The 26,689-nt window shown below is 59.6% G+C and carries 22 protein-coding genes and 1 tRNA gene; 12 read left to right on the top strand and 11 right to left on the bottom strand.

Annotated elements, in window-relative coordinates:
- Window positions 1-3: 3 nt before the first annotated feature.
- The 6 genes from ACX80D_RS11095 to ACX80D_RS11070 form a co-directional block, all read right to left on the bottom strand.
- Window positions 4-1,551, bottom strand: a complete 1,548-nt coding sequence (locus tag ACX80D_RS11095; protein ID WP_459322727.1) for a sugar ABC transporter ATP-binding protein — start codon at window positions 1,549-1,551, stop codon at window positions 4-6.
- 222 nt (window positions 1,552-1,773) lie between these two features.
- Complete coding sequence (locus ACX80D_RS11090) at window positions 1,774-2,715, bottom strand: amidohydrolase family protein (RefSeq protein ID WP_459322726.1); 942 nt, start codon at window positions 2,713-2,715, stop codon at window positions 1,774-1,776.
- On the bottom strand, window positions 2,708-3,682 hold the full coding sequence (locus ACX80D_RS11085; protein WP_459322725.1) for an aldo/keto reductase: 975 nt from the start codon (window positions 3,680-3,682) through the stop codon (window positions 2,708-2,710). Before ACX80D_RS11085 ends, ACX80D_RS11090 begins: the two co-directional genes overlap by 8 nt.
- Window positions 3,679-3,993 (bottom strand): L-rhamnose mutarotase, encoded by a 315-nt coding sequence (locus tag ACX80D_RS11080; RefSeq protein ID WP_459322724.1) that lies wholly within the window; start codon window positions 3,991-3,993, stop codon window positions 3,679-3,681. The genes ACX80D_RS11085 and ACX80D_RS11080 overlap by 4 nt, the downstream gene beginning before the upstream one ends.
- Before the next feature lie 71 nt (window positions 3,994-4,064).
- Complete coding sequence (locus ACX80D_RS11075) at window positions 4,065-5,393, bottom strand: alpha-L-fucosidase (protein ID WP_459322723.1); 1,329 nt, start codon at window positions 5,391-5,393, stop codon at window positions 4,065-4,067.
- A 5-nt stretch (window positions 5,394-5,398) separates the two neighbouring features.
- Entirely contained in the window at window positions 5,399-6,748 is a 1,350-nt protein-coding gene (locus ACX80D_RS11070) for an L-fuconate dehydratase (protein ID WP_459322722.1), read from the bottom strand.
- 206 nt (window positions 6,749-6,954) lie between these two features.
- On the opposite strand from ACX80D_RS11070, the gene ACX80D_RS11065 reads away from it, so the two are divergent.
- Window positions 6,955-7,857 (top strand): fumarylacetoacetate hydrolase family protein, encoded by a 903-nt coding sequence (locus ACX80D_RS11065; RefSeq protein WP_459322721.1) that lies wholly within the window; start codon window positions 6,955-6,957, stop codon window positions 7,855-7,857.
- On the top strand, window positions 7,854-8,609 hold the full coding sequence (locus ACX80D_RS11060) for an SDR family NAD(P)-dependent oxidoreductase (protein ID WP_459322720.1): 756 nt from the start codon (window positions 7,854-7,856) through the stop codon (window positions 8,607-8,609). Before ACX80D_RS11065 ends, ACX80D_RS11060 begins: the two co-directional genes overlap by 4 nt.
- 112 nt (window positions 8,610-8,721) lie before the next feature.
- Here the strand turns inward: ACX80D_RS11060 and ACX80D_RS11055 are convergent, their stop codons facing one another.
- A complete protein-coding gene (locus tag ACX80D_RS11055; RefSeq protein WP_459322719.1) occupies window positions 8,722-10,887 on the bottom strand; it encodes a RecQ family ATP-dependent DNA helicase in 2,166 nt (721 codons plus the stop codon).
- 96 nt (window positions 10,888-10,983) lie between these two features.
- Between ACX80D_RS11055 and ACX80D_RS11050 the strand changes: the two genes are divergently transcribed.
- The 4 genes from ACX80D_RS11050 to ACX80D_RS11035 all read left to right on the top strand — a co-directional run bounded on the left by ACX80D_RS11050 (window position 10,984) and on the right by ACX80D_RS11035 (window position 14,735).
- The gene (locus ACX80D_RS11050; protein ID WP_459322718.1) at window positions 10,984-12,402 is read left to right on the top strand and encodes a phosphomannomutase/phosphoglucomutase; all 1,419 of its coding nucleotides are present in this window, start codon (window positions 10,984-10,986) and stop codon (window positions 12,400-12,402) included.
- A gap of 91 nt (window positions 12,403-12,493) precedes the next feature.
- Entirely contained in the window at window positions 12,494-13,000 is a 507-nt protein-coding gene (locus ACX80D_RS11045) for a hypothetical protein (RefSeq protein ID WP_459322717.1), read from the top strand.
- Window positions 13,001-13,003: 3 nt separating this feature from the next.
- Window positions 13,004-13,453 carry an RrF2 family transcriptional regulator gene (locus ACX80D_RS11040; protein WP_459322716.1) on the top strand — a complete coding sequence of 150 codons (450 nt, stop codon included), beginning with the start codon at window positions 13,004-13,006 and terminating at the stop codon, window positions 13,451-13,453.
- 109 nt (window positions 13,454-13,562) lie between these two features.
- Window positions 13,563-14,735: a globin domain-containing protein gene (locus ACX80D_RS11035; RefSeq protein ID WP_459322715.1), complete on the top strand. Its 1,173-nt coding sequence runs from the start codon at window positions 13,563-13,565 to the stop codon at window positions 14,733-14,735.
- A gap of 129 nt (window positions 14,736-14,864) precedes the next feature.
- On the opposite strand, the gene ACX80D_RS11030 is transcribed toward ACX80D_RS11035, so the two are convergent.
- Window positions 14,865-16,694, bottom strand: a complete 1,830-nt coding sequence (locus ACX80D_RS11030) for a phosphoenolpyruvate carboxykinase (GTP) (protein WP_459322714.1) — start codon at window positions 16,692-16,694, stop codon at window positions 14,865-14,867.
- A 289-nt stretch (window positions 16,695-16,983) separates the two neighbouring features.
- Here ACX80D_RS11030 and ACX80D_RS11025 point away from each other — a divergent pair.
- Window positions 16,984-17,056, top strand: a tRNA-Arg gene (locus ACX80D_RS11025).
- Window positions 17,057-17,270: 214 nt separating this feature from the next.
- Here ACX80D_RS11025 and ACX80D_RS11020 read toward each other — a convergent pair.
- The 3 genes from ACX80D_RS11020 to ACX80D_RS11010 form a co-directional block, all read right to left on the bottom strand.
- On the bottom strand, window positions 17,271-18,029 hold the full coding sequence (locus ACX80D_RS11020) for an esterase/lipase family protein (protein WP_459322713.1): 759 nt from the start codon (window positions 18,027-18,029) through the stop codon (window positions 17,271-17,273).
- Complete coding sequence (locus ACX80D_RS11015; protein WP_459322712.1) at window positions 18,026-18,763, bottom strand: alpha/beta fold hydrolase; 738 nt, start codon at window positions 18,761-18,763, stop codon at window positions 18,026-18,028. The genes ACX80D_RS11020 and ACX80D_RS11015 overlap by 4 nt, the downstream gene beginning before the upstream one ends.
- A 158-nt stretch (window positions 18,764-18,921) precedes the next feature.
- Window positions 18,922-19,653 carry a FadR/GntR family transcriptional regulator gene (locus ACX80D_RS11010; RefSeq protein WP_459322711.1) on the bottom strand — a complete coding sequence of 244 codons (732 nt, stop codon included), beginning with the start codon at window positions 19,651-19,653 and terminating at the stop codon, window positions 18,922-18,924.
- 375 nt (window positions 19,654-20,028) lie between these two features.
- Between ACX80D_RS11010 and ACX80D_RS11005 the strand changes: the two genes are divergently transcribed.
- From ACX80D_RS11005 to ACX80D_RS10985, 5 genes are all read left to right on the top strand, one after another.
- Complete coding sequence (locus ACX80D_RS11005; RefSeq protein ID WP_459322710.1) at window positions 20,029-21,651, top strand: ABC transporter substrate-binding protein; 1,623 nt, start codon at window positions 20,029-20,031, stop codon at window positions 21,649-21,651.
- Between the two features lie 138 nt (window positions 21,652-21,789).
- Complete coding sequence (locus tag ACX80D_RS11000; RefSeq protein WP_459322709.1) at window positions 21,790-22,746, top strand: ABC transporter permease; 957 nt, start codon at window positions 21,790-21,792, stop codon at window positions 22,744-22,746.
- Window positions 22,747-22,749: 3 nt separating this feature from the next.
- Window positions 22,750-24,789, top strand: coding sequence for a dipeptide/oligopeptide/nickel ABC transporter permease/ATP-binding protein (locus ACX80D_RS10995; protein WP_459322708.1), 2,040 nt, complete (start codon window positions 22,750-22,752; stop codon window positions 24,787-24,789).
- A complete protein-coding gene (locus ACX80D_RS10990) occupies window positions 24,786-25,613 on the top strand; it encodes an ATP-binding cassette domain-containing protein (protein ID WP_459322707.1) in 828 nt (275 codons plus the stop codon). The genes ACX80D_RS10995 and ACX80D_RS10990 overlap by 4 nt, the downstream gene beginning before the upstream one ends.
- Before the next feature lie 37 nt (window positions 25,614-25,650).
- Complete coding sequence (locus ACX80D_RS10985; RefSeq protein WP_459322706.1) at window positions 25,651-26,580, top strand: dihydrodipicolinate synthase family protein; 930 nt, start codon at window positions 25,651-25,653, stop codon at window positions 26,578-26,580.
- The last annotated feature ends 109 nt before the right edge of the window (window positions 26,581-26,689 follow it).

Raw genomic sequence — 26,689 nt, 5'->3', positions numbered from 1 at the left:
TTCTTACGTCGTGGAGCGCTGCGCGCTGGAAGACGGAATGGGCGCCAGAACGGCGCTTTGAGTGTTCTGAGTTGCCAATTCCATGATGTTTTCTTGGTTGGCTTCGGCATTGCTGAGGAAGCCGGTGAGCTTGCCTTCGCTCATGACGGCGATGCGGTGCGAAAGGCGCAGGACTTCGGGCAGTTCGGAGGAAATCATGATGATGGATTTGCCCTGGGCCAACAGCTCATTCAAGAGCGCGTAGATCTCTTCCTTGGCGCCAACATCAATGCCACGGGTGGGCTCGTCAAAGATCAAAATGTCGCAGTCCTTGAGCAGCCATTTCGCGATGACAATCTTCTGCTGGTTTCCGCCGGAGAGGTTCTTGGCGATCTGTGAACTGGAGGGGGTTTTAATCCGCAGCTTATCGATGTAGGTAGCCGCCGAGGACTTCATGGCCCGATCATTAATGACACCAAAACGGCTGAACATCTTCAACGAACTCAGAGCAATGTTGTCCTTGACGTCGCGCTCCAACAGCAAACCTAAGTGCTTGCGATCTTCGGAGAGATACCCCACGCCTAACGACGCGGCGACTGCCGGATTGGAGATGGTGACCGGCTGACCGTTGAGTTCAATAGTTCCGGAGGAGATCTTGTCAGCACCAACAATGGCGCGGGCAATCTCCGTGCGTCCGGCGCCCATGAGGCCGGCAAAGCCAAGGATTTCCCCCTTGTGCAGTTCAAAACTAATGTCCTGCAAAAGTTCCTTGGTGGACAGCCCGGTAACCTTCAGTACAACTTCATCTGAGGGTTCGTGAGTTTTTGGTCGCTGATTTCCAGAGATTTCTCGGCCAACCATGAGGTTGATGACCTCACCCATGCTGGTCTCAGCCGTATTGACCGTTTCAATGTATTCGCCGTCGCGAATGACAGTGATGCGGTTGGAGATGGCTTTGAGTTCATCCATGCGGTGCGAAATGTAGATGACACCGGTGTTTTCGTTAGTGAAGTTGCGGATGAGATCGTGCAGGGTGGCCACTTCGGCATCGTTAAGAGCTGCCGTGGGCTCATCCATGATCAAGATGCGTGATTTGTAGGACAGAGCCTTGGCGATTTCCACCATCTGCTGCTTGGCCACGGTGAGATCACCCACGCGCGCCTTGGGATCGAGGTCAATATTGATCCGGTCGAAGAGCATCCGGGCCTTGCGGTTGAGGGCCCTTTCACTCAGGAACAGACCGCCAACACGTGGTTCACGACCAATGTAAATATTCTGGGCCACGCTCAGATCCTGCATCAGGTTGAATTCCTGGTGGATGATGCTGATGCCCAGCTCTTGAGCGTGCTTAGTGCCGGTAATGGTGACTTCTTGACCATCAATTTCAAACGTGCCAGAGTCTGGGACGTAAATGCCGGAGAGCAGCTTCATGAGCGTGGACTTGCCGGCACCGTTCTCGCCCACCAGGGCCAATACTTCATTGTGGCCGAGTTCCAACTGCATCTCTGACAGGGCTTTGACACCGGGAAAGCTCTTATTGACCCCGGATATCCGAAGAAGTTTTTTACTCATTGCTGCCCTTCCAAACCTCAAAAACGATAGATCCAACATCAGACCTCTTTTGAAGCCTTTCGTCGTTGAGAGGGACGTGGTGCCAAAACTCACAAATCATCGATCATCCCTGATTTCTAGGGACTGTCGCGTTATTTCTAGGTCCGGGCGGTAACTCAACTCACATCATGTTATGTTACCTACGGCATCAAATGGAACCTTTTCCGCAAATACATCCGATGTTTACGGAAATGTTATGGATAAATAGGTGGCGAGGCTGGTTCCGGCCCAGATGGCTTGGGCCTCATCTGTTGACAGTGGGTCTATCAGGCTCTGCGCCACCGCCACGGTTTCTACATAGCTGGCCCCGAGGAGGCTCACGGGCCAGTCTCCGCCGAACATGATCCGTTGTGGGCCGAAGACTTCCAACGTGATGTCCCAGACTTGACGCAGTGCACGAGCGGAAAATTCGGCACCCTCAGTGTGTAGTCCGGACATTTTCGCCACTGTGTTGGGCAGCTGAGCAACTGTTCGCATCTGGGCCTCCCACACTGCCATGGCCGCAGCATCACCGCGTGGCGGCTTGCCCAGATGGTCAATAACAATCCGCAGTTCAGGGAAGTCCTTGGCAAGCTGCGCCACCTGCCCCAAATGCCGGGGGAAGGCGTTGGGCACGTCAAAAGCGATGCTGGCACGCTCCAACAGTCCCAAGGTTTCGCGCACGGTCGCAAACTCTAGAACGTCAGCCCGCGGATCGTCATGGAGAAGCGTCCGGACGCCACAAAATTTGGGGTTCTCCCGCAACTCTTCCAAAAGGGCTGCAGCCTTGGCAGGTTCCTCCAGCGGCAGCCACCCGACCACACCAATAATCCATTCATTAGCCTGGGCAGAAGCCAACATGGCGCGGTTGTCGCTAGCCGCATCATCAGCCTGGACCAGAATGGCCTGTTTCACTCCAGCGCCGGTCAGGACCTTCTGCGCCTGCTGGGCCGTGAACGAGTCATACAGCACGCCCAGTTCAGGCTTGAGCCAAGAATATTGCCCCGGTGCAAGCTCCCACAGGTGCAGGTGCGAATCGATCCTGCCTGCAACGGCTTCTGCGCTAGGGCCCGGCTCAGCGCTGGCACTTTTGGCATCCCTGGCATCTTGGGCCCCGTGCCCGGCATGGTCGTGGGAGTCAGCCATGGACAAGCTCACCATCCAGCAACCCGCGGGACACCAGCGCGGTCCACAGCTCGCCGGGGATAGGAGCCGCCATGCGTTCGGCGCTCTCAGTGATCTGGCGGGCGTTAGACGCCCCCACCACCACAGTGCACACGGCCGGGTGGCTCACCGCGAATTGCAGTGCTGCTACCGGAAGTTCGACGCCGAACTCGTCACAGCAGGCACCGAGGGCTTTGGCGCGGGCCAAGATGTGCGCCGGGGCGGGTGCGTAGTTGTAGTTTGCATCATCGGGCACCACCGGGCGGGCCAACAAACCGGAGTTGTAGACTCCCACGTTGGCCACGGCAACGCCTCGCTCAAGGCACAGCGGCAACAGGTCCTCAGCGGCCGGCTGCTCTAACAACGAATAGCGGCCAGCCAACATGATGATGTCCAGATCCGAACCGAGCACGCAATCGCGCAACGCATCAGCTGAGTTGGCACCCACACCTATGGCCTTTACAAGCCCTTCCTCGCGCAGCTTCACGAGGGCGGGCAGCGCTTGGTTGATGCCGGCTTCAAGGTCATACACATCGGGGTCGTGGAGGTAAGCAATATCAATGCTCTCCAACCCGGTACGTTCCAGCGATTCTTCAATGCTGCGGCGGATGCCAGCTTCGCTAGGATCCCAGCGGCGCACCGCATCAGCTGCGACGTCAAAACCTTCGGTGTCCATAGCCCCAGTGGGGTTAGCCACGGGCTCCAAAATGCGTCCCACCTTGGTGGAAATAACAAACTCTTGCCGAGGCTTCGTGGACAGGTACGCGCCCAACCGGCGTTCGGATAGGCCCAGCCCATAGTGTGGTGCCGTATCAAAGTACCTGATACCCGCGTCCCAGCCAGCAGCTATGGCGGCGGTAGCAACGTCGTCGTCAATGGCTCGGTACAAATTGCCGATCCCGGCGGCACCAAAACCCAGCCGGCCTAGTTCGGGAATGTTGGTGCTCATGGCAGTTCCCACACCTTCGCCAAGCCCATGTCATTGCCCGAGTAGTCGTCTTCGACTTCCAGTAGCTGCGCCATCACGGCCTGCCAAGCGATGTTCACCGGATTCAGCGCTAATTCCTTGCGCATGGCCTGGTAATCGGTCACTTCAACGACGTGGAACAGGTCCCGCCCACTGCGCCAGATGTTCCAGCCGGTGACCCCGGCAGCGCGCAGGGCCGCGTCCAGCTCATCACTGATGCGGGCATGGACGGTGTCATACTCAGTCTCTTTGCCGGGCTTCAACCGGGTATGCAGGGCAATTTTCTGGCTCATGCGTGAGTCTCTTTCAGTGAAGTTGAGAGCGGATGATTCAAGGGCAGGGTTCAGAGTTCAGGGTTCAGGTTTCAGAACTCAGGTTTCAGGAAAAGCTCAATAACGGGCACCGCCACGTTGGGCCGCTGGACGGGTAGCTTCAGTGTCAAGGTGCCCGGAGTTTGGCCTGCCGGGGTCATGTGTCCGGCGGCTTGGCCTGGGTCCAGAACCAGCAGAGGAATCTCTGACGCGTCGTTGAGCAATTGAGCGTAGCGCACCTTTCCGGCCAAACCGGGCAGGTGAACAAACTGGAACGGCCACGCGAAAAGGTGCAGGTAGAGCCTGTTGCCACGGCGGGTGTAGCGCCCGTCTTGCGGAGCGATCAGGTCAGCTGCTCCAGCACCGTAAATGGATTTGTTGTGTAGCCGCATCCACTCACCGATCTCAGCCAAGACCTGTCCTGCCCGTGGATCTATTTCGCCACGAGCTGTCGGGCCCACGTTCAGTAGTAGGTTCCCGCCCTTGGAGACACCGTCAATGAGCATGTGCAGGAGTTGCTCGCACGACTTGTAATTTTGGTTGTCCCGGTCATAACCCCAGCTCCCGTTCAGCGTCTGGCACGCTTCCCACGGGACTTCCTTATCGCCACTGACCATAGCGCCGGATGGCTGGTACTGCTCCGGGGTGACGAAGTCCCCCGGCACGTTGAGGCGATCATTGACAATGATGCCGGGCTGAAGTTCTCGGATCATTCTCATGAGCTCAACTGAGCCCCAATCGGAGGCGCCCTTGCCGCGGAAGGCGGATCCGCCGTCGGGGTTGGCTGTGGCTTCATCCGGATAGGAGAAATCAAAGAACAGGTAATCGATCTGCCCGTAGTTGGTGAGCAGTTCTCGGACCTGGCCATGCAAATAGGCGCGGTATTTGGCGCTGTCGCGGCTTTTATTGAGCTCCAGCCACGCCGGATTATTCCGCTGTGGATGGTACCCGTCAATGCTGAAATCCGGGTGGTGCCAGTCAATGACGGAGTGGTAGAAACCTACCTTCAACCCAGCCTCGCGCAGTGCCGCAACATACGGGGTGAGGAGATCCTGCCCGCACGGAGTATTCGTTGATTTGTAGTCCGTGAGAGCAGAATCCCACAGCGCAAACCCATCATGGTGTTTGGTGGTCAGTACCACGTACTTCATGCCAGCGTTCTTGGCGGCCGCGGCCCACTCGCGTGGATCGTAGAGGTCCGGATCAAAATGCTCAAAGTACTTGCGGTAATCCTCTACCGCAATTTCCTCGTAGTTCATGACCCATTCGTGCCGGGCAGCCAGGGAATACAGTCCCCAGTGCACAAACATGCCCATCCGGTCCTCGGTAAACCAAGGAGCGTGCGGGATGACAATCTGCGGGGAGGCGGCCCGGCGCGTCATGGCTCTTAGACCAGTTCCGCGGCAGCTTCGGTGACGGCTGCGGCCTGTACTGCGGCGTCGGCGACCCAGAAGGCGCCGTCCGGGAAGGTGTACTCGGCTACGGAGGCTGCGTGCATTTCGCTGCCGCCACCGGGAGTCACCGGCGGCCAGTAGCAACCGTCGTGAACGTCGATCGGGGTGATGAAGTGCTCGTGGAGGTGGTCCACGAATTCGATCATGCGGTCATCCTTCTTGCCGGAGACTGCTACGAAATCAAACATGGACAGGTGCTGGACGGCCTCGCACAGGCCAACGCCGCCGGCATGCGGGCAGACCCGGACACCGAACTTGGCTGCCAACAGCAAGATTGCAATGTTCTCGTTGACGCCGGCCACGCGGGCTGCATCGATCTGCAGGACCTGCAGAGAGTCCGCCTGCAGCATCTGCTTGAACACCACGCGGTTCTGGACGTGCTCGCCGGTGGCTACCGGGATCGGCGCAACGCCGCGGGCAATGGCTGCATGGCCCAAAATATCGTCCGGGCTGGTGGGCTCCTCGATCCAGGCAATGTCGAACTCGGCCAAATGGGACATCCACTCGATGGCCTCGGCAACGTCCCAACGCTGGTTGGCATCAACGGCGATCTTGATGTCAGGCCCGACGGCGGCGCGTGCGGTCCGCAGGCGCCGCACGTCATCGCTTAGATCAGCACCAACCTTGAGCTTGATCTGCTTGAAGCCATCGGCAACTGCTTCATGAGCCAATCGGGTGAGTTTCTCATCCGAGTAACCCAGCCAGCCCGGGGTGGTGGTGTAGCCAGGGTAGCCCTCGGCCATCAGGGTGGCGATGCGCTCCTCGCGGCCAGACTCTGCTGCCTTCAGGATCTCTAGTGCTTCCTCGGGGGTCAGGGCATCACTGAGGTAGCGAAAGTCAACCAAGTTGACGATTTCCTCAGGGCTCATGGTGCCCAGCAGCTGCCACAACGGCAAACCGGCGCGCTTAGCCTTCAGATCCCACAGGGCGTTGGTCACGGCCCCGATGGCCATGTGCATGACGCCCTTTTCCGGGCCGAGCCAACGCAACTGGGAGTCGTTGATGAACTCCATGTACGTGGCACCCATGTCGGCCAGGAGCTCTTCAACGTTGCGGCCCATGAGGTACGGGGTCAGCGCCTTGATGGCTGCTGTCTCCACATCGTTGCCGCGCCCAATGGTGAACACAAAGCCGTGCCCTTCATGGCCGTCGCTGCTGTCCGTGACCACGCGCAGGTAGGCGGCGGAGTAGTCCGGATCCGGGTTCATGGCATCCGATCCGTCCAGATCCCGGGACGTTGGAAAACGGACGTCGCTGGTTTCCACGGCAATGATTGTGCTCACGGGTGCTCCCTTGGAGTGTGTTAAAGATAATAAAAGTTACATCAAGCTAAACATCCGATGTTTTGCATGTCAATGTCGCCTTAGATGCGGAAATATTCACTTCCTGTGGGTAAAGTAGCGTAAAAGCTCAGATGTTAAGCCTCTAGATAGGGGTTTCCGCACAAGCAGGCTCGCCCTCGCGCGGCCACAGTAAGGATATGAATTCCATGAAGATTGCACGCCTTGGCGCACTGGGCCAGGAAATTCCCGTTGTCATTGCCACCGATTCCAACGGAACCGAGCAGAGCTACGATGCCCGCCCGGTGACAGCCGAGATTGACGGCGCTTTCTTGGCCAATGATGGCCTGTCAGCGCTGCGCACCGCACTGGAAAACGGCACCCTTCCGGTTCTGGAAAATGCCGCAGAGCTGCGCATTGGCGCACCCGTTGCTCGCCCCAACAACGTCATCTGCATTGGCATGAACTACGCTGCACATGCCGCCGAATCAGGCGCCTTGCCTCCCACCATTCCGGTGGTTTTCCTGAAGCCGAACAACACGGTAACGGGTCCTTTCGACGTGGCTCCGCTCCCCCCGCTGGCACAGAAGTACGACTGGGAAGTTGAGCTGGGTGTGATTATTGGCCGCGAGGTCAGCTACCTCTCCTCCGTGGAAGAAGCTGCCGGCGCAGTGGCTGGTTACGTCCTAGCCAATGACCTCTCCGAACGTGAATACCAGATCCCTGGCGCCGCAGGCCAGTGGACCAAGGGCAAGTCACTACCTAAGTCCACCCCATTGGGCCCGTGGTTTGTGCCTGCCGAAGAGATGGACGCCAACAGCCTTCAGCTCAAGAGCTGGGTCAATGGCGAACCCCGTCAGGATTCCAACACAGCAGATCTGATCTTCGATGTGCCCACCGTGATCCACCACTTGAGCCAGTACATGGTGCTGGAACCGGGCGATGTCATCCTGACCGGCACCCCCGAAGGCGTAGCTCTCTCGGGCCGCTTCCCCTACATCCAGGATGGCGACGTCGTGGAACTTGAAATTGACGGATTGGGCCGCCAGCGCCAGGAATTTGCTCGCGTCACCACCACCGCCGCCACCAGCGCCGGCCAGGGGTCAAAATGAGCCAGGAACTCACCAATCTGACCGCAGTCATTACCGGCGGAGCCTCCGGGATCGGTGCAGCGATTGCCACAAAGTTGCAGTCCATGGGCGCCAATATCTCCATCCTGGACCTGAACCTAGGTGAACTGCCCCAGGGCCAGCTCGGATTCGTCTGCAACGTCTCCGATGACGCCTCGATCAAGGCCGCCATTGATGGCACTGTTGCAGCTTTTGGTGGCGTTGATATTGTGATCAACAACGCCGGAATCGGCGCTCAGGGCACCGTTGAAGACAATGACGACGCCGAGTGGGCCCGCGTTTGGGACATCAACGTAGTCGGCATGGTGCGCGTGGCCCGTGCCGCTATGCCGCACCTGCGAAAGTCTTCCGCTGCAGCGATCGTGAACACGTCCTCCATCGCCGCCACCGCGGGACTGCCGCAGCGCGCCCTGTACTCCGCCACCAAGGGCGCCGTGCTGTCTCTAACTCAGGCCATGGCTGCAGATCACCTGCGAGAAGGCATCCGCGTGAACGCCGTGAACCCCGGCACCGCCGACACCCCGTGGATTGGCCGACTCATGGACTCCTCACCGGACCCCATCGCCGAGCGCGCAGCATTGAATGCCCGCCAGCCGCATGGCCGTTTGGTGTCTGCCGACGAGGTCGCCGGCGCCGTGGCTTACCTTGCCAGCCCGCTGTCAGGTTCCACCACGGGCACCTCCATTGCCGTGGACGGTGGAATGCAGGCTCTGCGCCTGCGCCCGGTCGAGTAAAGTCTGCTGATCAATAAGTGGTGGCCGGGCATTTGTCCGGCCACCACTTTTTTGCCATCCGTTCCTGTGGGATAGCGTCGCCAAGAAACGCACCATTGGTGGGATAGCGTTTTTAGCCGGCTTGGGCCAGTACTAGCGGCAGTACCTGCTCCGCCCCGGCAATCCTCAGGGCGCGGCCTGCCACGGTGAGGCTCCAGCGACTGTCCACTAGATCATCGAGCAGGAGCACCGGGCCCGGATGCGCGGCAACTGCGGCGGCTAGTTCCGTTCCCACAGCGAAGCGGTCCCAGACCCCTGCCAAACGGTAGGCGCTATTGCCGCCGCGTTGTCCCGTGGGCCCACCAAATTCCAGCGACATCTCACCCAAATATGGCAACCTGCCAATCTCACAAATCGCTTGAGCAAAAGATTGCAGAAGCACCGGCTTGTTCCGCGACGGCATGGAAACCACTGCTACCGGCCGCCCGGAACCTTCCCAGCCCTGTTGTCCCCACTCACGCAGCACTCCCACCACGGCTTGGGCCATGGCCGCATCAATGGGCGCATCAGGAGCCCCGGCGCCAAACATACTGCGCAGCGCATTGCCCCACCCCAGATCACTGAGCCTGGCAAGAATCCGGCCTGCGGAATTTACCTCGCCGGCTTTGAGCTTGCCCTTGACGGGGACGCCCAGCTTGTCCATCCCGGTGGGCCACATGGCCCGCGGATCTAAGGGTAGCCCGGCATGCCGCAGTGACTCACCGGCCGCCTCTGCTGCGCTGGAGATCACCTCACCGCTGAACCAGCGTCCCGAGCAGTTATCGCACCGACCGCAGGGTTCCGCGGTTTCATCGTCTAGGGCGGCAGCCAAATACTCCATGCGGCAGCCGGCCATGCGTTCGTATTCCACCATGGACTGCTGCTCATCCACCCGGGCTTGGGCGATCCGCCGGTACCGTTCCTCGTCGTAAACCCACGGCTGTCCCGTAGCTTCCCAACCACCGGACACCCGGCGGACGGCACCATCCACGGCGAGTACCTTCAGTAGCAATTCCAGCGGGGTGCGGCGCAGATCAACTCTGGCTTCCAACGCTGGGGTGGACATGGCCTTGGGTGATTCACCCAGTGTCTGGAGCACCGCCATGGCCTTGTCCTGTGCCGGCATGGAGGCCGTAGCAAAGTAGCGCCAAATATCTGCATCCTCGCTACCGGGCAAGAGCAAAACATCGGCGTTCGCGCTGCCACGGCCGGCACGTCCCACCTGCTGGTAATAGGCCACCGGGGACGACGGCGCTCCCAAGTGCACCACAAATCCCAAATCTGGTTTATCAAACCCCATACCCAGAGCACTCGTCGCCACGAGTGCCTTTACCTGGTTGTTCTTCAACGCTTCTTCCAACGCTTCGCGTTCCATGGTGTCGGTGCGCCCTGTGTACGCCTTGACCTTATGCCCGGCCCCGGCCAACAAACGCGCAGTGTCCTCAGCTGCGGAAACGGTCAGCGTGTAAATGATGCCGCTGCCCGGCAGTTCCGCTAGATGCGTCAGCAACCAGCCCAGGCGATCACGGGAATCCGCCAAACGCAGCACTCCCAGCCGCAACGATTTACGAGCCAGCGGACCGCGGATGGTGAAGACCCCGGCACCCAGCTGCTCTTCAATATCTGCCACAACCCGGGAGTTGGCTGTGGCCGTGGTGGCAAGCACCGGCACCGCAGCAGGCAGCTGCGCGATCAGATCCGCGATGCGGCGGTAGTCGGGGCGGAAATCATGGCCCCAATCGGAAATGCAGTGGGCTTCATCCACCACCAGCAGTCCCGTACGGCGGATCAACGTGGGCAGCTGATTCTCCCGAAAAGAGGGGTTGGTCAGCCGTTCCGGGGATACCAGCAGCACGTCAACCTCATCGGCAGCCAAGGCAGCAGAGATCTCTCCCCATTCCGTTGCATTGGCGGAATTAATGGCCATGGCCCGCACCCCAGCCCGCTCGGCGGCGGCCACCTGATCACGCATCAGCGCCAAGAGCGGCGAGACAATCAAGGTGGGGCCAGCGCCGCGGGCCCGCAAGAGCAACGACGCCACAAAGTACACGGCTGACTTTCCCCAACCGGTGCGCTGAACAACTAAGGCGCGGCGTCCGGCGTCGACCAGTGCCTCGATGGCCTCATACTGGCCGTCATGAAAATCGGCATCTGGCCTGCCCACCAGTGCCCGCAGTACCTCCAGCGCCTGGCTTCTGGTTGCGGAAGGGAGAACACTGTTAGATGTGGCGGACGTGGCGGAAGCTGGTTGCGTTGTCATACTCCCCAGTATTCCAGCGGCCACCGACATCCGCCTGCCCCTGAGTGCAAACTGTGGACAACTTCAGCGTTTGGTACCCAGCGGTAGGATGGCAGGGTGACTACTGAAGATATTTCGCCGGTTGACCTATCCACTTCGTTCAAGGCGTATGACGTGCGCGGGATCGTTGGCAAGAGCATTACCGCTGCCTCGGTCAAGGCCGTGGGTGCTGCTTTTGTCGAGGTGCTGGGGCTCGCGGGCCAGAACGTTCTCGTGGGCGGGGATATGCGCCCTTCCTCCCCCGAGTTCTCCCAAGCCTTTGCCGAGGGTGCTGCCGGGCGCGGCGCCAACGTGCAATTGTTGGGCCTGATCTCCACCGATGAGCTGTACTTCGCCTCGGGCGTGTACAAGGCTGCTGGCGTGGTTTTCACCGCCAGCCACAACCCGGCCGAATACAACGGCATGAAGATGACCAAGCCCGGCGCCGTCCCCGTTTCCTCAGAAACCGGACTCACCGCGATCCGCGACCTGGCCCAGCAATACTTGGCCGATGGCATCCCCTCCGACGTTGAGACCGTGGGCGCCATTGGCACCGCAGATGTCCTCAAGGAATACTCGGAATACCTGCGCAAACTGGTAGATCTCTCCGGCTCGCGCCCGCTAAAGATTGTGGTCGACGCCGGCAACGGTATGGCCGGCATGACCACCCCCGCCGTCCTGGGCAACACTTTGCTCCCCGAGCTGCCCTTTGAGATCATCCCGCTCTATTTTGAGCTCGACGGCACCTTCCCGAACCACCCCGCGAACCCACTGGAGCCGGCCAACCTAGTGGACCTGCAGGCCGCCGTGGTAGCTCATGGTGCGGATATTGGCCTGGCGTTCGACGGCGACGCTGACCGTTGCTTCGTCATCGATGAACTGGGAGCTCCCGTGTCACCGTCGGCCGTTACCGCGTTGGTAGCCCGGCGCGAAATTGCCCGCGCGAAGGCGTTAGGGGAGAAACACCCCACCGTGATCCACAACCTGATCACCTCCCGCGCAGTGCCGGAACTAATCACCCAGGACGGCGGCCGGGCTGTCCGTACGCGTGTGGGCCACTCCTTCATCAAGGCCACGATGGCCGCCGAGGGCGCCGTTTTTGGTGGCGAACACTCCGCTCATTACTACTTCCGTGACTTCTTCAACGCAGATACCGGCATGTTGGCCGCCATGCATGTACTGGCCGCCCTAGGGGAGCAGGACGGCCCGCTGTCCGAACTGGGCCGCGAGTACGAGCCCTACGTTTCCAGCGGAGAGATCAACTCACAACTCGCGGACGTCCCCGCCGCAGTAGCCCGCGTCCGCGCCACCTACACCCGCGATGACGTAGTAATAGATGAACTAGACGGCATCACGTTCACCGCCCAGGACGGCTCCTGGTGGTTCAACCTCCGCGCCTCCAACACAGAGCCCTTCCTACGCCTAAACGCCGAAGCCATCGACGCCACCACCATGGCCGACATCCGCGACGCCGTCCTCGAACTAGTCCGGCAGTAATCCGACACCCTGACGGCTTGGCAGCTTGGCAGCTGGCAGCTCAGAACTAATCGCACAGCAACATCACATCCGCACTTGTACAGGAGTCTCCATGGAGTCAAACACCCCCGACATGTCAGCGCCGGCCGAACAGGCTAAGCAGCCAGAACAGGCTGAAACAGCACAGGCTAAAACAGACAAGCTGGTGCAAGATGATCTAAACAAGCTCATCGGCACCGCGTTGGGCGTAGCCGGAGATCAGCTTGAGTCTCATGGCGCATTCCTCCCGGTGGGTCTGGTTCTCACTCACGAGGATGATCTGAACTTGGTGGCGGTTTCCCCCAACGCCGTCGAAGGCGAAGGTGAGGAAGAGCTGGACGCCGATGAGATGGTGGCTGACCTGTTCGAGGCACTTCGCCAGCAGCGCGAACAAAACCGGGCGGCCGCCGTCGTCTGTGATATCAATTTGCCGGACGATGCTACCGACGCCATCCACGTGATGGCCGAGCACAGCACGGGAGTGAGCGTTTCGGCGGTGCGACCCTACCGCCAAACGCCCACCGGATGGGAATTCGGCGATCCTTTCCTAGAAGCCGGCGAGATCACGATATGGCAATAAATCATGCGGATTAACTCGTTTTCGGATGTGAGCTTGCGGCTCCTGATGGTGCTCAGTTCCATGCCCGAGAACGACCTGCCCACCACGCGCGAACTCGCCGAACAGGTAGGAACCCCCTACAACCACGTCAGCAAAGCCGTGCTCAAATTGCGCCAAATGGGTCTCGTGGAGGCCATCCGTGGTCGCAGCGGTGGCGTGCGCATTTCCCCCGCAGGTAAACAGGCCACTGTGGGGCGGGTACTGCGTGTGCTCGATGACCATTCGGACGTCGCAGGATGCCAAACCGACATGGGCGACTGCCCCTTGGTGCATGATTGCGGCCTGCGCGGAGCCCTCAATCATGCTCGCGAGGCATTCTACACTTCGCTAGATAATGTGACCATTTACAGTCTTGCCGGGAAGACCAACCAAGGTCCAATCCCTGTGAGCTTAAGCACATCGCGCCCGAACTAAACCGCGGCGCGTCAGCATTTTTCTACATCTCGTAGAAGTTGTAGATTTAAACTCGCATTTAAAATGCTACTTTGGATTTGTCACCATGACTTTTACCCAAGGAGTAAAGATGCTTTCGGAAAAATCGCGACCACTCATTGAAGCCACGCTGCCTTTGGTCGGTTCGCGTTTGGGCGTCATCACCCCGAACTTCTACAGCCGCATGTTTGCCGCACACCCTGAACTCCTCGACGGATTATTCAGCCGCGCGAACCAGAACAACGGGGAGCAGCAAAAGGCTCTAGCAGCTTCCATTGCCGGTTTCGCCTCAGCATTGGTGGCCAATCCGAACCTTATTCCGGAGCAGTTACTCAGCCGAATCGCCCACAAGCACACGGCCTTGGGCATCACCGAAGACCAGTACCAGATCGTCTACAAGTACCTCTTCGAAGCCATTGCCGAAGAGCTTGCCGATGTCATCACGGCCGAAATCGCCGAAGCTTGGACCGAGGTGTACTGGCTCATGGCCAACGCCCTGATCAAGATTGAAAAGGGCCTCTACGCTCTCCAGGCCAACGATCAAATGTGGATGCCTTGGAGGGTCATTGAGAAGAATCCTGCCGGCACCGACGCCATGACGTTTGTGCTCGAGCCTGCCGATTCCACCCCGGTCACCGTTGCCCGTCCGGGCCAGTTTGTCAGCGTCAAGGTGGCCCTTCCAGACGGCCTGCTGCAGGTCCGCCAGTACTCACTGTCAGCTGATGTGGAAGCCACCACCCGCCGCGTTTTCACTACCAAGCGCGACGACGGCGGCGAGGTCTCACCCGTGCTGCACCGCGATGTAAAGGTCGGAGACGTCGTCGAACTGTCCAACCCTTACGGCGATGTGACACTCGACGGCGAAGGCCCGGTTGTGTTTGCAACGGCAGGGATCGGCTGCACCCCCTCCGCGTCGGCGCTCCGGGCATTGGCCACGGCAGGCGCGGACCGCGAAGTTCTGGTGCTGCACGCTGAGAAGAATCTCGAGGCCTGGGCCCTGCGCGAGCAGATGACTGCTGATGTTGACGCCATCGACGGCGCCAAATTGCAGCTCTGGTTGGAGGAGCCCACCGAGGGCTTCAACAAGGGCTTCATGACCCTTGACGGTCTAGAGCTGCCGACCGACGCTTCCATGTATGTGTGCGGTCCCCTGCCGTTCATGAAGGCGATCCGCAACCAGGCCATCGAAGCCGGTATTCCGTCGACGAAGATCCACTACGAGGTCTTCGGCCCCGACGTTTGGCTGGCCGGCACCGCCGCATAAGCACAGCAGGCAAGGCTTCGGCTGTCGGCCCCCCACCGCCACGCAAAAATGCCGCCGATAATGCTCCACGCCGTTGATATGTCAGCGGCGTGGAGCATTATCGGCGGCATTGCTCGACTTCAGACGTGGTTAGGCGGCGAAGCGTTCCTTCAGGCTGCTGAGTTCAGCGGACAACGCGGCCGGAAGGGAGTCGCCGAAGCGGGCGTACCACTCATCAATACCCTTCAGCTCTGCCTCCCATTCAGCCGGAACCACTCTCAGGGCTTCCTTCAAGTCCGGCTCCGTTACATCCAAGCCCTCGATATCAATCGCATCAGGGGTCGGGATGAAGCCGATAGGTGTTTCCACGGCGTCGGCTTTACCTTCGATGCGCTCCATGGCCCACTTGAGCACGCGGCTGTTTTCGCCGAATCCGGGCCATGCGAAGCCACCAGTTTCCGTGCGACGGAACCAGTTGACCAAGAAGATCTTAGGCAGCCGGGCCTGGTTTCCCTTGGCTGAGAGATTGATCCAGTGGTTGAGGTAGTCGCCGGCGTCGTAGCCGATGAACGGCAACATAGCCATGGGGTCGCGGCGCACTACGCCTACGGCGCCAGTAGCAGCAGCGGTAGTTTCTGAGGAGAGCGTGGAACCCATGAAAATACCGTGGGTCCAGTCCCGAGCTTCGGTGACCAAGGGGATTGTCGTCTTACGGCGGCCACCGAAGAGGATGGCGCTGATTTCAACACCCTCTGGGCTGAAGTAGTCCTTTGACAACATATCGACCTGATCGATCGGGGTGGCGAAGCGCGAGTTAGGGTGCGCGGCGGTCCGGCCCGAATCCGGCGTCCAATCCTGCCCCTGCCAATCGGTTAAGTGAGCGGGCACCTCGGTAGTCATGCCTTCCCACCACACTCCGCCGTCGTCAGTCAAAGCAACATTGGTGAAGATGGAGTTGCCCTTGACGATCGCAGCCATGGCATTGGGGTTGGTGGCCCAGCCCGTACCTGGAGCAACGCCGAAAAGACCAGCTTCCGGGTTTACTGCACGCAGCTCACCCTCCTTGCCAAAGCGCATCCAGTTGATGTCATCGCCAAGGGTCTCGGCCTTCCATCCCGGGATGGTCGGCTCCAGTAGGGCTAGGTTGGTCTTGCCACAGGCCGAGGGGAAAGCAGCGGCCACGTGGTAGGTCTTCTGCTCCGGGCTGATGAGCTTGAGGATCAGCATATGCTCTGCGAGCCAGCCCTCATCTCGAGCCATGACCGAGGCGATGCGCAGCGCAAAGCACTTCTTGCCCAGCAGCGCGTTTCCGCCGTAACCCGAGCCAAACGAGAAGATGGAGCGCTCTTCAGGGAAGTGCACAATCCACTTCTCTTCATTGCAAGGCCATGGGACATCCTTCTCGCCGTCTACCAACGGAGCTCCTACGGAATGTAGCGCCGGGACGAAGAAGGCATTGGTGTCTTCGATCTTGCGCAGAACATTGGTGCCGATGGTGGCCATGATGCGCATGGAAGCCACCACGTAGGCGGAGTCAGTGATCTCCACCCCGAACTTGGGATCTTCGGCATCGATCGAGCCCATAACAAACGGGATGACGTACATGATGCGACCGCGCATGCTGCCAGCGAACTTTTCTTCCAGGATCGCCTTCATAGCGGCTGGGTCCATCCAGTTATTGGTGAAACCCGCATCTCGCTCCTTTTCGGAGCAGATGAAGGTGCGATCCTCAACGCGGGCCACATCTTTGGGATCCGAGAAGGCTGCGAAGGAATTGGGGAACAGTTCCGGGTTCAGGCGAGTGAAGGTGCCTTCGTTTACCAAGTTGTCCGTCAACAGGGCATATTCCTGCGCAGACCCGTCTACCCAGCGGATGCTATCCGGCAAGGTCAAAGCAGCAACCTCAGCCACCCAGGCGGCAAGGCCCTCGTGGGTAGTCATTGCCTGCTCAACGGATTCCTGCACTGGCGCGTGGCCCATCGTGTTTCCCTTCATTGGGTGGTAGGTGGTGTCTAAATGCTATGACTCGTTTTTGGACCGTCGACAGCATGGGACATGGGACATGCCCCTCGGGGGTGCCATAGATTCCGCAGGATCTAGGTCTTTTCCAACTTTGTGATCGTTACCAAAAGTGACCTACGTCACCTATACCGGTCTAGTGGCGGGGAACACCGCGATTTAGAACCACTTCGATTTGTACTCTCCGCCCAAGGTGGGTTAGAGTTATTCACGGCCCGAGGGTCAACAAAGAAACAAAGAAACAAAATATGCGTGCGTAGCTCAACGGATAGAGCATCTGACTACGGATCAGAAGGTTGGGGGTTCGAATCCCTTCGCGCGCACTTGATAAAAGAGTCCCAAGCTTCGGCTTGGGACTCTTTTGTTTAACCACCAACTCGACCCCTGGTCTTATACGGTCTTGGCGCCGACTTCCGGGCTCCGCGGGCTTCCGCGAGACCTCACGTTTGGCCCCCTCACGGCCTCGGAGGGGGCCAAACGTGAGGTCTCGCGTCCAGGAAGGGCCCAGAAAGCAAAAAAGGACAGCGAGTTAGGGGGCTAGCGCCCTGCTGCGAGTATCTCGACGGCTTTTGTGACAGCATTCAGGACAGTTTCATCTCGCAGGGTGCGGAAGTGACCGGCCACCGGCAGCTCAATATTGACGGCGCCGTCCAAGGCGCTTCCACCGGGGATGTGTGGATCGAATTCCGGATAGATCGAAAAGACCTTGTGATTCAGCGCCGTCTCGGCCTGAAGCGCCAGCAGTGCAGCATCCATCGGAGAGAAATCCCGCAAGGTACGAGACAGCAAGTACCTGGCATAGGGCGAACCGGAATAGGGAGTTGCCACCGATACCAGCCCCAGTACATCCACTGGGGAGGATGGGGCTGGCACCGTTGCTCCGGCGTCGTGTTTCAGGGCGGTGTCATGGGACAGCACGGCATCAAGCATGACCCGCTTGCCAATCAGCCCACCCTTGCTATGCGCCACCAAGATGCACCCAGAGTCACCCTCCGACTCCCCCAGCTGGGAGAGAAATTTGGTGACCAGGGCCGCAGAATCCGGCAGGGATCGAAGGTTTAGGCCAAGACCAGGGACTGAAACTACCCGGTAGCCCAGAGCGTTTATCCGGGCGGCAGCGGGCTCGAGGAACAGCCATCCTTCGTACACGCCGGGCAAGAGCACCACCAGCGGTAAACCGGGATCACCGGCACCATACCGGGCAGGGAGGCTGGCGCGGAAGAGGGACGCGAGCTGTTGCCGGCCCGCGTACAGGTAGTCCAGAGTCCACCAACCCAGCTGCTGCACGGATGTCATGCAGCTCCCACGTGCGCCACAATATACCCGGCCACGCACGCACCGTCCTTGACCATGGTTTCGTGGCCGCGACCGGCAACTTCCACCATGGTGGCGTCCGGGATCAACGCGGTGACTTCCTCGACCCAGCTCCGCGGGCAGATTCGGTCGCGGCTACCCCGGATCACCAGTGTGTGCGCTTGAATCTGCGGCAGGGTGTCTTCGACGGTGTGGGTCATCATGGCCCGAAGCTTCTTGCCGAACCAGCGCGGTCCCGTTTTGGCGTAATTTTGGGCACCAAGGTAAACGACGCGGGGGCTCTCTCCAAAGAGGTCCTGCATCATGCGCCAACTCTGCGCCCTGATGCTGCGTTCCACACGATTGACGGTGGGCGCCACGAGCACCAGTTCTGGGAACAGCTCCGGACGCTGAGCGGCGGCCTCGGCAACGACCTGGGTACCCATGGAATGACCCACCAATACCGGTCTACCAAGTTCCTCAACCTCGACGAATTCGACCAATAGGGCACCCATTTGGGCCATGGTCATAGCGGCTTCAGGTTCGGCTGCATCACCAAATCCGGGCAGGTCAATGGCCACCACCCGGCCATAGGATTCCAGCTCGGAACTGAGTTGAGCGAAATAGGAGATGCCCATACCAATGCCGTGCACCAGCAAGAAGGTACGGTCGGCGACCTTATCGGTGTCGGTCGTGATGATTTCGAGATCACCCAAGACAACTTTTCGCACACTCATGCATCACAGTATGGCGCAAAGCCGGGGCTGGGAGCGGGAGAAGGGCCAGCTGGCGCAAAGCCGGGGCTGGGCCCACGGGCTCCATGGTCCCGGTCAACCTCGTCAGATTAACCTCGTCGGAGATTTGTCGGAGATTCACCGGGCCAGCGAGTCGGGGACTACTCGGGCTCGACAAACTTCCTGATCTTCTTGCGAATGCCGTCGAAGTGGCGGGTGAGCAGCTCCGCGGCCTGCGGTCCGTCCTTAGCAACAACGGCGTCGTAGATTGCCCGGTGTTCGCCCGCGGTGTGCACTAGATCCAGCCCGTCGGTACCGATTTCCACGTGGATTTTCCTGTAGACCTTCCAGAAAACGCTCATGAGGTTCATCAGCAGATCATTGCCCAGCGGTTCGAACAATAGGCGATGGAATTCGGCGTCGGTCTCCGCAAATGGTTCGGCCCGCGCTGCCAGTTCCTCCATCTTGACCACGGTGGCTTCAATAAGCGCTAGGTGTTCGGGGCTGACCAACGCAATAGAGGAGCTGATCAGACCAGATTCGAGGGCTTGGCGGATATCCACCAGCTGCAACGCTTCCAAACCTTCGTGGCGCAGCGACAGTCGGCCACGGAAAGTCAGGCCATCGGCCAGAGCGTCGAAATTACTGGGTGCCACAAACATGCCAAATCCGTGTCGGATTTCAATGACACCCAGGGCCTGCAGGACTTTGAGTGATTCACGAAGGGTATTGCGCCCCACACCGAGAACTTCACAGAGCTCACTCTCGGTGGGCATCGGGTCTCCTGCAGCCAGATCCCGGTCAAGTATGAGCTCCATGATGTCAGCTTGTAGGGCGCGCAGCCGCGCCTGTGCACTGAACCGGGCCCTTGGGACAACCGTTGAAATAGGCAACAAAACTCCTCAGAAACTAACACTGCCGGGACTGGCATTTATCACTTCACTGGCGAAACCTTGGAACAGACTCGCTCCAACCGCCGTCAAACCTAAACGTTGTAATAGCGCCATTTATGGGCCATGCCGCCACCTGCGCGCCCAAGTGATCCAGACCATAGGATATCGGATGTCCGAACAGGGTCCTATGATCTGACACGCTACCGCCAAGCAACGGCGTGGCGGCAACACTGCTATATGCCAGCTCAGAGGCATGGATACCAAAATGAGACCTCAAAGCATTTGACCAACCCGTGTGATCGCTATTACAGTTTCATTATAAGCATCGGACGTCCTACATCCGATAACTAATAGACGAAATGGTGAGTCAACAGAATGAGCAATACTCTTCAGAACCTGCCTGCGACCCCGGCTTCGCGGCGCACCTTCCTCAAGGCCGCTGGCGTCCTTGGCGCAGCAACGGCCTTCACCGCCACCCTGGCCGCTTGCGGCTCCTCCGACGAAACCAACACCGGTACGGAATCCACCGGAGCAGCAAACACGGATCTCAGCATCGAAGCTGGCATCTCTTACTCGCTGTCCACCGGCTTTGATCCCATGAGCTCCTCGGGCGCCACTCCCTTGGCTGCCAACCTGCACATCTTCGAAGGTCTTGTTGAACTTCACCCGGCAACGCGTGAGCCCTACAACGCCTTGGCTAAGGAAGATCCCAAGCAGATCGATGACCTCACCTGGCAGGCCACTATCCGCGACGGCGCCAAGTTCCACGACGGTACCCCGGTCACCACCGAGGACGTGGCGTACTCCTTCGAGCGTGTTCTGGACCCGGCCAACAAGGCCCTGTTCGCACAGTTCATCTTCTTCATTGACAGCGTCAAGGTCGTGGATGAGAAGACAGTTGAGTTCAAGTTGAACACTGCATTCGCTGGTTTCGGCCCGCGCATCTCCGTGGTCAAGGTTGTTCCCAAGGCTGTTGCTTCCGCAGATCAGGTTGCTTTCGACGCCAATCCCGTTGGTACCGGCCCGTACAAGTTCGTTTCCGCAGCCAAGGACGACAAGATCGTCTTCGCTCGCAACGACGATTACAACGGCCCCAAGCCTGCACTGGCCAAGGACATGACCTGGTTCCTGCTCTCTGATGCTTCAGCACGCGTTACCGCTATGCAGTCCGGCCGCGTTCAGGCCATTGAGGATGTCCCCTACTTGGACGTTGACGCACTCAAGGGCAAGGTTGACGTTGAGTCGGTCCAGTCCTTCGGTCTCATGTTCCTCATGTTCAACCTCTCCAAGGCTCCCTTCGATAAGAAGGAAGTCCGCCAGGCGCTGCATTACGCACTGGACAAGGATGCGATCATCAAGACCGCACTCTTGGGCAACGCAGCCGCTGCAACCTCCTACTTCCAAGAGGGAAGCGCCAACTACCAGAAGGCTGCCACCGTTTACGGCTTTGACGCTGACAAGGCCAAGTCCTTGTTGGAAGCAGCCGGGGTCAAGGACCTGAAGGTTACCCTGACCAGCACCGACACCGCTTGGGTCAAGGACGTTATCCCGCTCATCAAGAAGAACTGGGACGCCATTGGTGTTCAGACCACGCTGGAGCCCTTGGCCTCCTCGGCTGTTTACGGCCCGGAGAAGGTTGGTGGCCTGAACTTCGATATCCTGGCCGCCCCCGGCGATCCCTCTGTCTTCGGCAACGACGCAGACATCCTGCTGAGCTGGTTCTACCGCGGCGACACCTGGGCCAAGAACCGCTTTGGCTGGAGCGATTCCGCAGAGTACAAGGAAGTTCAGACCAAGCTGGATGCCGCTTTGGCTGCACCCGAGGCAGACGCCAAGAAGCTCTACAGCGAGATCATCAACATCATTGCTGAAGAAGCTCCGCTGTACCCGATCTTCCACCGCAAGCTGCCCACAGCTTGGGATTCCAAGACGCTCACCGGCTTCGCGCCGCTGCCCACCACGGGCATGTCCTTCGTCGGAGTTGGCCGCACGGCATAGCTAGACCGTTTCAACACAGACCAGAGGGGCTGTGGCCGCTCCTTGGCCACGGCCCCTCTGGTCTGAAACCATTTATCCTATGATGCAGCACACAGTTCCCCCTTCTGTGCTGTTGCAAATAGAACCGGAGTAAGTACATTGGCAAACTTTTTGCGACTGCTGGGACGCCGGCTCGCAGCACTACCGTTGATGATCCTGGGTGTAACCCTGCTCGTCTTCGTGGTGCTGCAGTTCGCGCCTGGCGACCGTGCCGTAGCAGCCTTGGGTGAAGGCGCCTCAAAAGAGGCCCTCGACCAATACCGCGAGGTCAACGGATTAAACGATCCCCTCTTCCTTCAATACTTCCACTACCTGGGCAAACTCATTACGGGAGACTTCGGCACCACGCTGCCGCCAGCAAAGCCCATCACTGAAGTGATCGCCAGCGCTTTCCCCGTGACCTTGCAGTTGACCTTCCTGGGCGTCATTATCGCCGTTGTCATCTCGCTAGTCTTCGGCGTCCTCGCAGCCCTGTACCGCGACACTTGGGTAGATCAAGCTATCCGCGTGTTCTCCGTCGCAGCCATTGCCACGCCGTCTTTCTGGTTGGGCATTCTGCTCATCCAGTGGTTCGCACTGGGCGACAAATCCTGGTTCCCCTCCGGCGGTCTCGCCGACCCGGACGACGGTTTTGGCGGCTGGCTCAGCTCCATGGCCCTTCCGGCCTTGGCCCTTGCGATCCCCGTTTCGGCATCTCTGATCCGCGTGGTGCGTACCTCCATGGTTGAGGAACTTGACCGCGATTACGTCCGTACTGCGATCGGCAACGGCGTGCCCTACCGGACCGTTGTCTCCCAGAACGTGCTCCGCAACGCCCTTGTTACGCCGGTGACCGTGTTGGGTCTGCGCGTTGGCTACCTGCTCGGTGGCGCCGTCGTTATTGAAATGATCTTCTCCTTGCCCGGCATGGGACAGCAGATCCTCAACGGCATCACCAGCGTTGACACGAACCTGGTCCAAGGCGTTGTTCTCGTTATCGCCGTGACATTCGTGCTGGTCAACATCTTGGTGGACCTACTTTACCTGCTCATCAACCCCAGAATCAGGACGGTCTAAGTCATGCGTAGCAAACTAGCCGAACGGCTCAGCGCGCCAGGCCTGCGCTTCAAGGCTCTGTCCTTTGGTTCTAAACTGGCGTTACTCTTCCTGGTCTTCATTGCCCTCGTCGCCATTTTGGCACCATTCATTGCCCCGCATGATCCGCTGGAGACCGGCGATCCAGCCCAAGCTCCCAACGGCACGCACTGGTTTGGTACTGACCGTATTGGTCGCGATATTCTTTCGCGTCTGATGTACGGCGCCCAGGCATCGTTGATGATTGGTCTTGGCTCTGTTGCCCTGGCCATCATTATCGGCGCCACCTTGGGTGCCTTGGCGGCCACCTCCTCCAAGGCCGTCAACGAAATCATCATGCGCATCATGGACATCCTGATGGCGTTCCCGGGTATCGCCCTGGCCGCCGTATTGCTGACCTCCTTCGGCAACTCGGTCCCCACCATCATCTTGTCCATCGCCATCATCTACACCCCGCAGCTGGCCCGCGTGGTCCGCGCCAATGTGCTCTCGCAGTACGGCGAAGACTACGTTCGTGCCGAGCGCGTCATTGGTGCTGGCCGTACATACATCATGCTCAAGCACATTGTGCGTAACACCGCCGCGCCCGTTTTGGTGTTTGCCACAGTCATGGTGGCCGACGCGATCATCCTCGAAGCCTCCTTGTCCTTCTTGGGCGCTGGTATTCAGGACCCCGATCCCAGCTGGGGTAACGTCATCTCCTACGGCCGCAACCTGGTCCTCTCCGGCGGCTGGTGGGCAACCACCTTTGCCGGTCTGGTCATCTTGCTGACGGTTTTGGCACTGAACATTCTGGCGGAAGGCCTCACCGATGCGATGGTGAACCCGCGCATCAAGAAGGCTGCTCCGGTGAAGGACGACGACGGTTCGGCAGCTGCCGCTCTGGCGCTCGCCAAGGCTGATGCTGCTGCCCGCGCAGTGATTGAGAACCCTTTCGCTGCACTGGATGCCGAACTGCTCCGCCTGCAGGCTGTGGAACTGTCCCGCTCGGACCGTCTCCCGCAGGTTGACTCCGACGCTCGCGTGATCCTTGAAGTGAAGAACCTCTCGATCCGCTTCCCCGGCCGCTTTGACCAAACGGCCATTGTTGATGACGTCTCCTTCACAGTGCGTGAAGGCGAGACCATGGGTCTGGTGGGTGAATCCGGTTGCGGCAAGTCCATCACCTCACTGGCTGTCATGGGATTGTTGCCCAAGACCGCCGAGGTCACCGGTTCCATCAAATTTGATGGCAAGGAACTTCTCGACCCTGCGACCAAGCACAGCTCAGCAAAGGCCTACGAAGGTTTGCGCGGCGAGCAGATCGCCATGGTCTACCAGGATGCGTTGAGCTCCCTCAACCCGTCCATGCTGATCAAGGATCAGATGTTGCAGCTCACCCGCCGCAACGGCCGCAAGACCCCGGCAGAACTGCTCGAATTGGTCAAGCTCGATCCCGTACGAACCCTCAAGAGCTACCCGCATGAGCTTTCTGGTGGCCAGCGTCAGCGCGTTTTGATCGCCATGGCACTGTCGCGTTCACCCAAGATTGTGGTCGCCGATGAGCCCACCACCGCCTTGGATGTGACAGTTCAGAAGCAGGTTGTTGATCTGTTGAACGAACTGCGCGAGCAGCTCGGTTTCGCCATGGTGTTTGTTAGTCATGACCTGGCCTTGGTCGCTTCACTGGCGCACAAGATCACCGTCATGTACGCCGGCCAGGTTGTTGAATCCGGTCAAGCTTCGGAACTGCTGGCACACCCCACCCACGAATACACCCGTGGACTGTTGGGTGCCGTACTCTCCATTGAGTCCGACGCCGCCCGCCTGCACCAGATCCCCGGCACGGTTCCCTCACCGCGTGAGTTTGCCAACGGCGATCGTTTCGCAAGCCGTTCCCAGCGTCCCGACGCTGACCCCGCCCAGAAGCTGTCCTTTGTTCCTGTTGTCCGCGACGGCAAGACAATTGAGCATTTCTGGGCAAGCCACAGATCAGAAGATGCCCCCACGGTTTCCACCGGAGCAGATATGGAAGGTGCCTCATGAGCAAGCACGCATCAGGAGCAGCCGCCAGCGGCAAGACACCTGTCATTGAGTTGAAGGACCTGCACGTCCATCACCGGACCCGTTCCGGAAGCCTGTTCAAGCCCAGTTATGTCAAGGCTGTCAATGGCGTGGATTTCTCCATCAGCCGTGGCGAAACCGTTGGCATTGTGGGCGAGTCCGGCTGTGGCAAATCAACTTTGGCCTCCGTGCTGGTTGGGTTGCAGACGCCCACCTCGGGTCAAGTGCTCTTCCATGGCAAACCGGCCATCAAGCGGAACGCCGCCATGCGCAAGGAATTCGGCCGCTCGGTGTCCGTGGTCTTTCAAGACCCTTCAACCGCGCTGAACCCGCGCATGACCATCCAGGACATCCTGGTTGACCCGCTGACCATTCACGGCATTGGCAACGGCGCATCCCGCCTGGCCAAGGTCGCGGAACTGCTCTCGCTGGTTGGTTTGCCGCAGTCGGCAGCCGAGGTCACGCCGTCGCAAGTTTCCGGTGGACAGCGTCAGCGTGTGGCTATTGCCCGCGCATTGGCGCTGGATCCGGACATCATCGTGGCCGATGAACCCACCTCCGCGCTGGATGTTTCCGTCCGCGCCCAGGTTTTGAACTTGCTCTCGGATCTGAAGCGCGAACTGAATCTGGGCATGGTCTTCATCAGCCATGACATCCAGACGGTCCGCTACGTATCCGACCGCATTGCAGTCATGTACTACGGGAAAATCGTGGAAGAAGGCTCCGCGGAGCAGATCTTCGACAACCCCAGCAGTGACTACACGAAGAAGCTCCTCGGCGCTGCGCCGTCACTTCTTCACATCTAATTTTTCACTCAATCAATACAAATTTGGAGCAATTCACGTGACTACCGTCGCTACCCGTTTCCAGGGCGTTATCCCTCCCGTCTGCACCCCCCGCACAGCTGATGGCGCCATTGACGTCCCCTCGCTGGAAAACCTCACCCGCCACCTGCTCGAAGGCGGCGTGACCGGCCTGTTCGTCAACGGCTCCTCCGGCGAAGTCACCCACCTGACCAACGCCGAGCGCGACACCGTGATGGCCACCATCGCCGGCGTCAACGCCGGTCAGGTTCCCCTGTTGGTAGGCGCTGTTGAGCAGACCACCAACCGTGTCGTTGAAGAAGCCCAGCGCATGGTTTCCCTCGGCGCCGACGGCATCGTGGCCACCAGCCAGTACTACGCCATCAGCAACGCCGAAGAGACCGGCCGCCACATCCGCACGGTTGCTGCCGCTGTTGACGTGCCGTTGTTCGTCTACGACGTCCCGGTTCGCACCCACTTCAAGATGCCCACTGACCTGCTCTTGGAGCTGGGCCGCGAAGGCGTCATCGCCGGTGTCAAGGATTCCTCCGGTGACGACGTTTCCTTCCGCCAGCTGCTCATCGGCGCCAAGGACATCCCGAACTTCGACATCTTCACCGGCCACGAAGTGGTTGTTGACGGTGCACTCTTGGGCGGCGCCCAGGGCGTTGTTCCGGGCCTGGGTAACGTTGACCCGGCCGCTTACCGCCGCCTGTACGATCTCTCCGTAGCTGGCGACTGGGCCGGTGCCGCTGCAGAGCAGGACCGCATTGCCGATGTCTTCAACATCGTTTACACCCCGAAGCCGGGCCGTGTTTCCGGCAACGCTGCAGGCTTGGGCGCCTTCAAGACCGCCTTGGTCCTGATGGGCATCATCAAGACCAATGTCATGAGCGCTCCGATGCTCGCGCTGGACGAAGATGAGACCGCAGCAATCAAGGTCATCCTTGAGCGCACGGGCTTGATCTAACCCCATGCCTTCCCCGACCGAATCCGCTGGTGCGGGTTCGGTCGGGGGCCCCTGGGGTGGGGGGGGCGCCGGCGATGACACCACCCCCAAAAAAAAAACTGTTTTTTTT

Source organism: Arthrobacter sp. Sr24, from assembly GCF_054511175.1.
The sequence above is the reverse complement of the archived record's forward strand: the minus strand, read 5'-3'. Positions and strand labels throughout refer to the sequence as shown.

Bases quoted from the DNA above. Each gene is read 5' to 3' on its own strand.
- ACX80D_RS11095 (WP_459322727.1), bottom strand. From the start codon at position 1,551: ATGAGTAAAAAACTTCTTCGGATATCCGGGGTCAATAAGAGCTTTCCC.
- ACX80D_RS11090 (WP_459322726.1), bottom strand. From the start codon at position 2,715: ATGGCTGACTCCCACGACCATGCCGGGCACGGGGCCCAAGATGCCAGG.
- ACX80D_RS11085 (WP_459322725.1), bottom strand. From the start codon at position 3,682: ATGAGCACCAACATTCCCGAACTAGGCCGGCTGGGTTTTGGTGCCGCC.
- ACX80D_RS11080 (WP_459322724.1), bottom strand. From the start codon at position 3,993: ATGAGCCAGAAAATTGCCCTGCATACCCGGTTGAAGCCCGGCAAAGAG.
- ACX80D_RS11075 (WP_459322723.1), bottom strand. From the start codon at position 5,393: ATGACGCGCCGGGCCGCCTCCCCGCAGATTGTCATCCCGCACGCTCCT.
- ACX80D_RS11065 (WP_459322721.1), top strand. From the start codon at position 6,955: ATGAAGATTGCACGCCTTGGCGCACTGGGCCAGGAAATTCCCGTTGTC.
- ACX80D_RS11060 (WP_459322720.1), top strand. From the start codon at position 7,854: ATGAGCCAGGAACTCACCAATCTGACCGCAGTCATTACCGGCGGAGCC.
- ACX80D_RS11055 (WP_459322719.1), bottom strand. From the start codon at position 10,887: ATGACAACGCAACCAGCTTCCGCCACGTCCGCCACATCTAACAGTGTT.
- ACX80D_RS11045 (WP_459322717.1), top strand. From the start codon at position 12,494: ATGGAGTCAAACACCCCCGACATGTCAGCGCCGGCCGAACAGGCTAAG.
- ACX80D_RS11040 (WP_459322716.1), top strand. From the start codon at position 13,004: ATGCGGATTAACTCGTTTTCGGATGTGAGCTTGCGGCTCCTGATGGTG.
- ACX80D_RS11035 (WP_459322715.1), top strand. From the start codon at position 13,563: ATGCTTTCGGAAAAATCGCGACCACTCATTGAAGCCACGCTGCCTTTG.
- ACX80D_RS11030 (WP_459322714.1), bottom strand. From the start codon at position 16,694: ATGGGCCACGCGCCAGTGCAGGAATCCGTTGAGCAGGCAATGACTACC.
- ACX80D_RS11020 (WP_459322713.1), bottom strand. From the start codon at position 18,029: ATGACATCCGTGCAGCAGCTGGGTTGGTGGACTCTGGACTACCTGTAC.
- ACX80D_RS11015 (WP_459322712.1), bottom strand. From the start codon at position 18,763: ATGAGTGTGCGAAAAGTTGTCTTGGGTGATCTCGAAATCATCACGACC.
- ACX80D_RS11005 (WP_459322710.1), top strand. From the start codon at position 20,029: ATGAGCAATACTCTTCAGAACCTGCCTGCGACCCCGGCTTCGCGGCGC.
- ACX80D_RS10995 (WP_459322708.1), top strand. From the start codon at position 22,750: ATGCGTAGCAAACTAGCCGAACGGCTCAGCGCGCCAGGCCTGCGCTTC.
- ACX80D_RS10990 (WP_459322707.1), top strand. From the start codon at position 24,786: ATGAGCAAGCACGCATCAGGAGCAGCCGCCAGCGGCAAGACACCTGTC.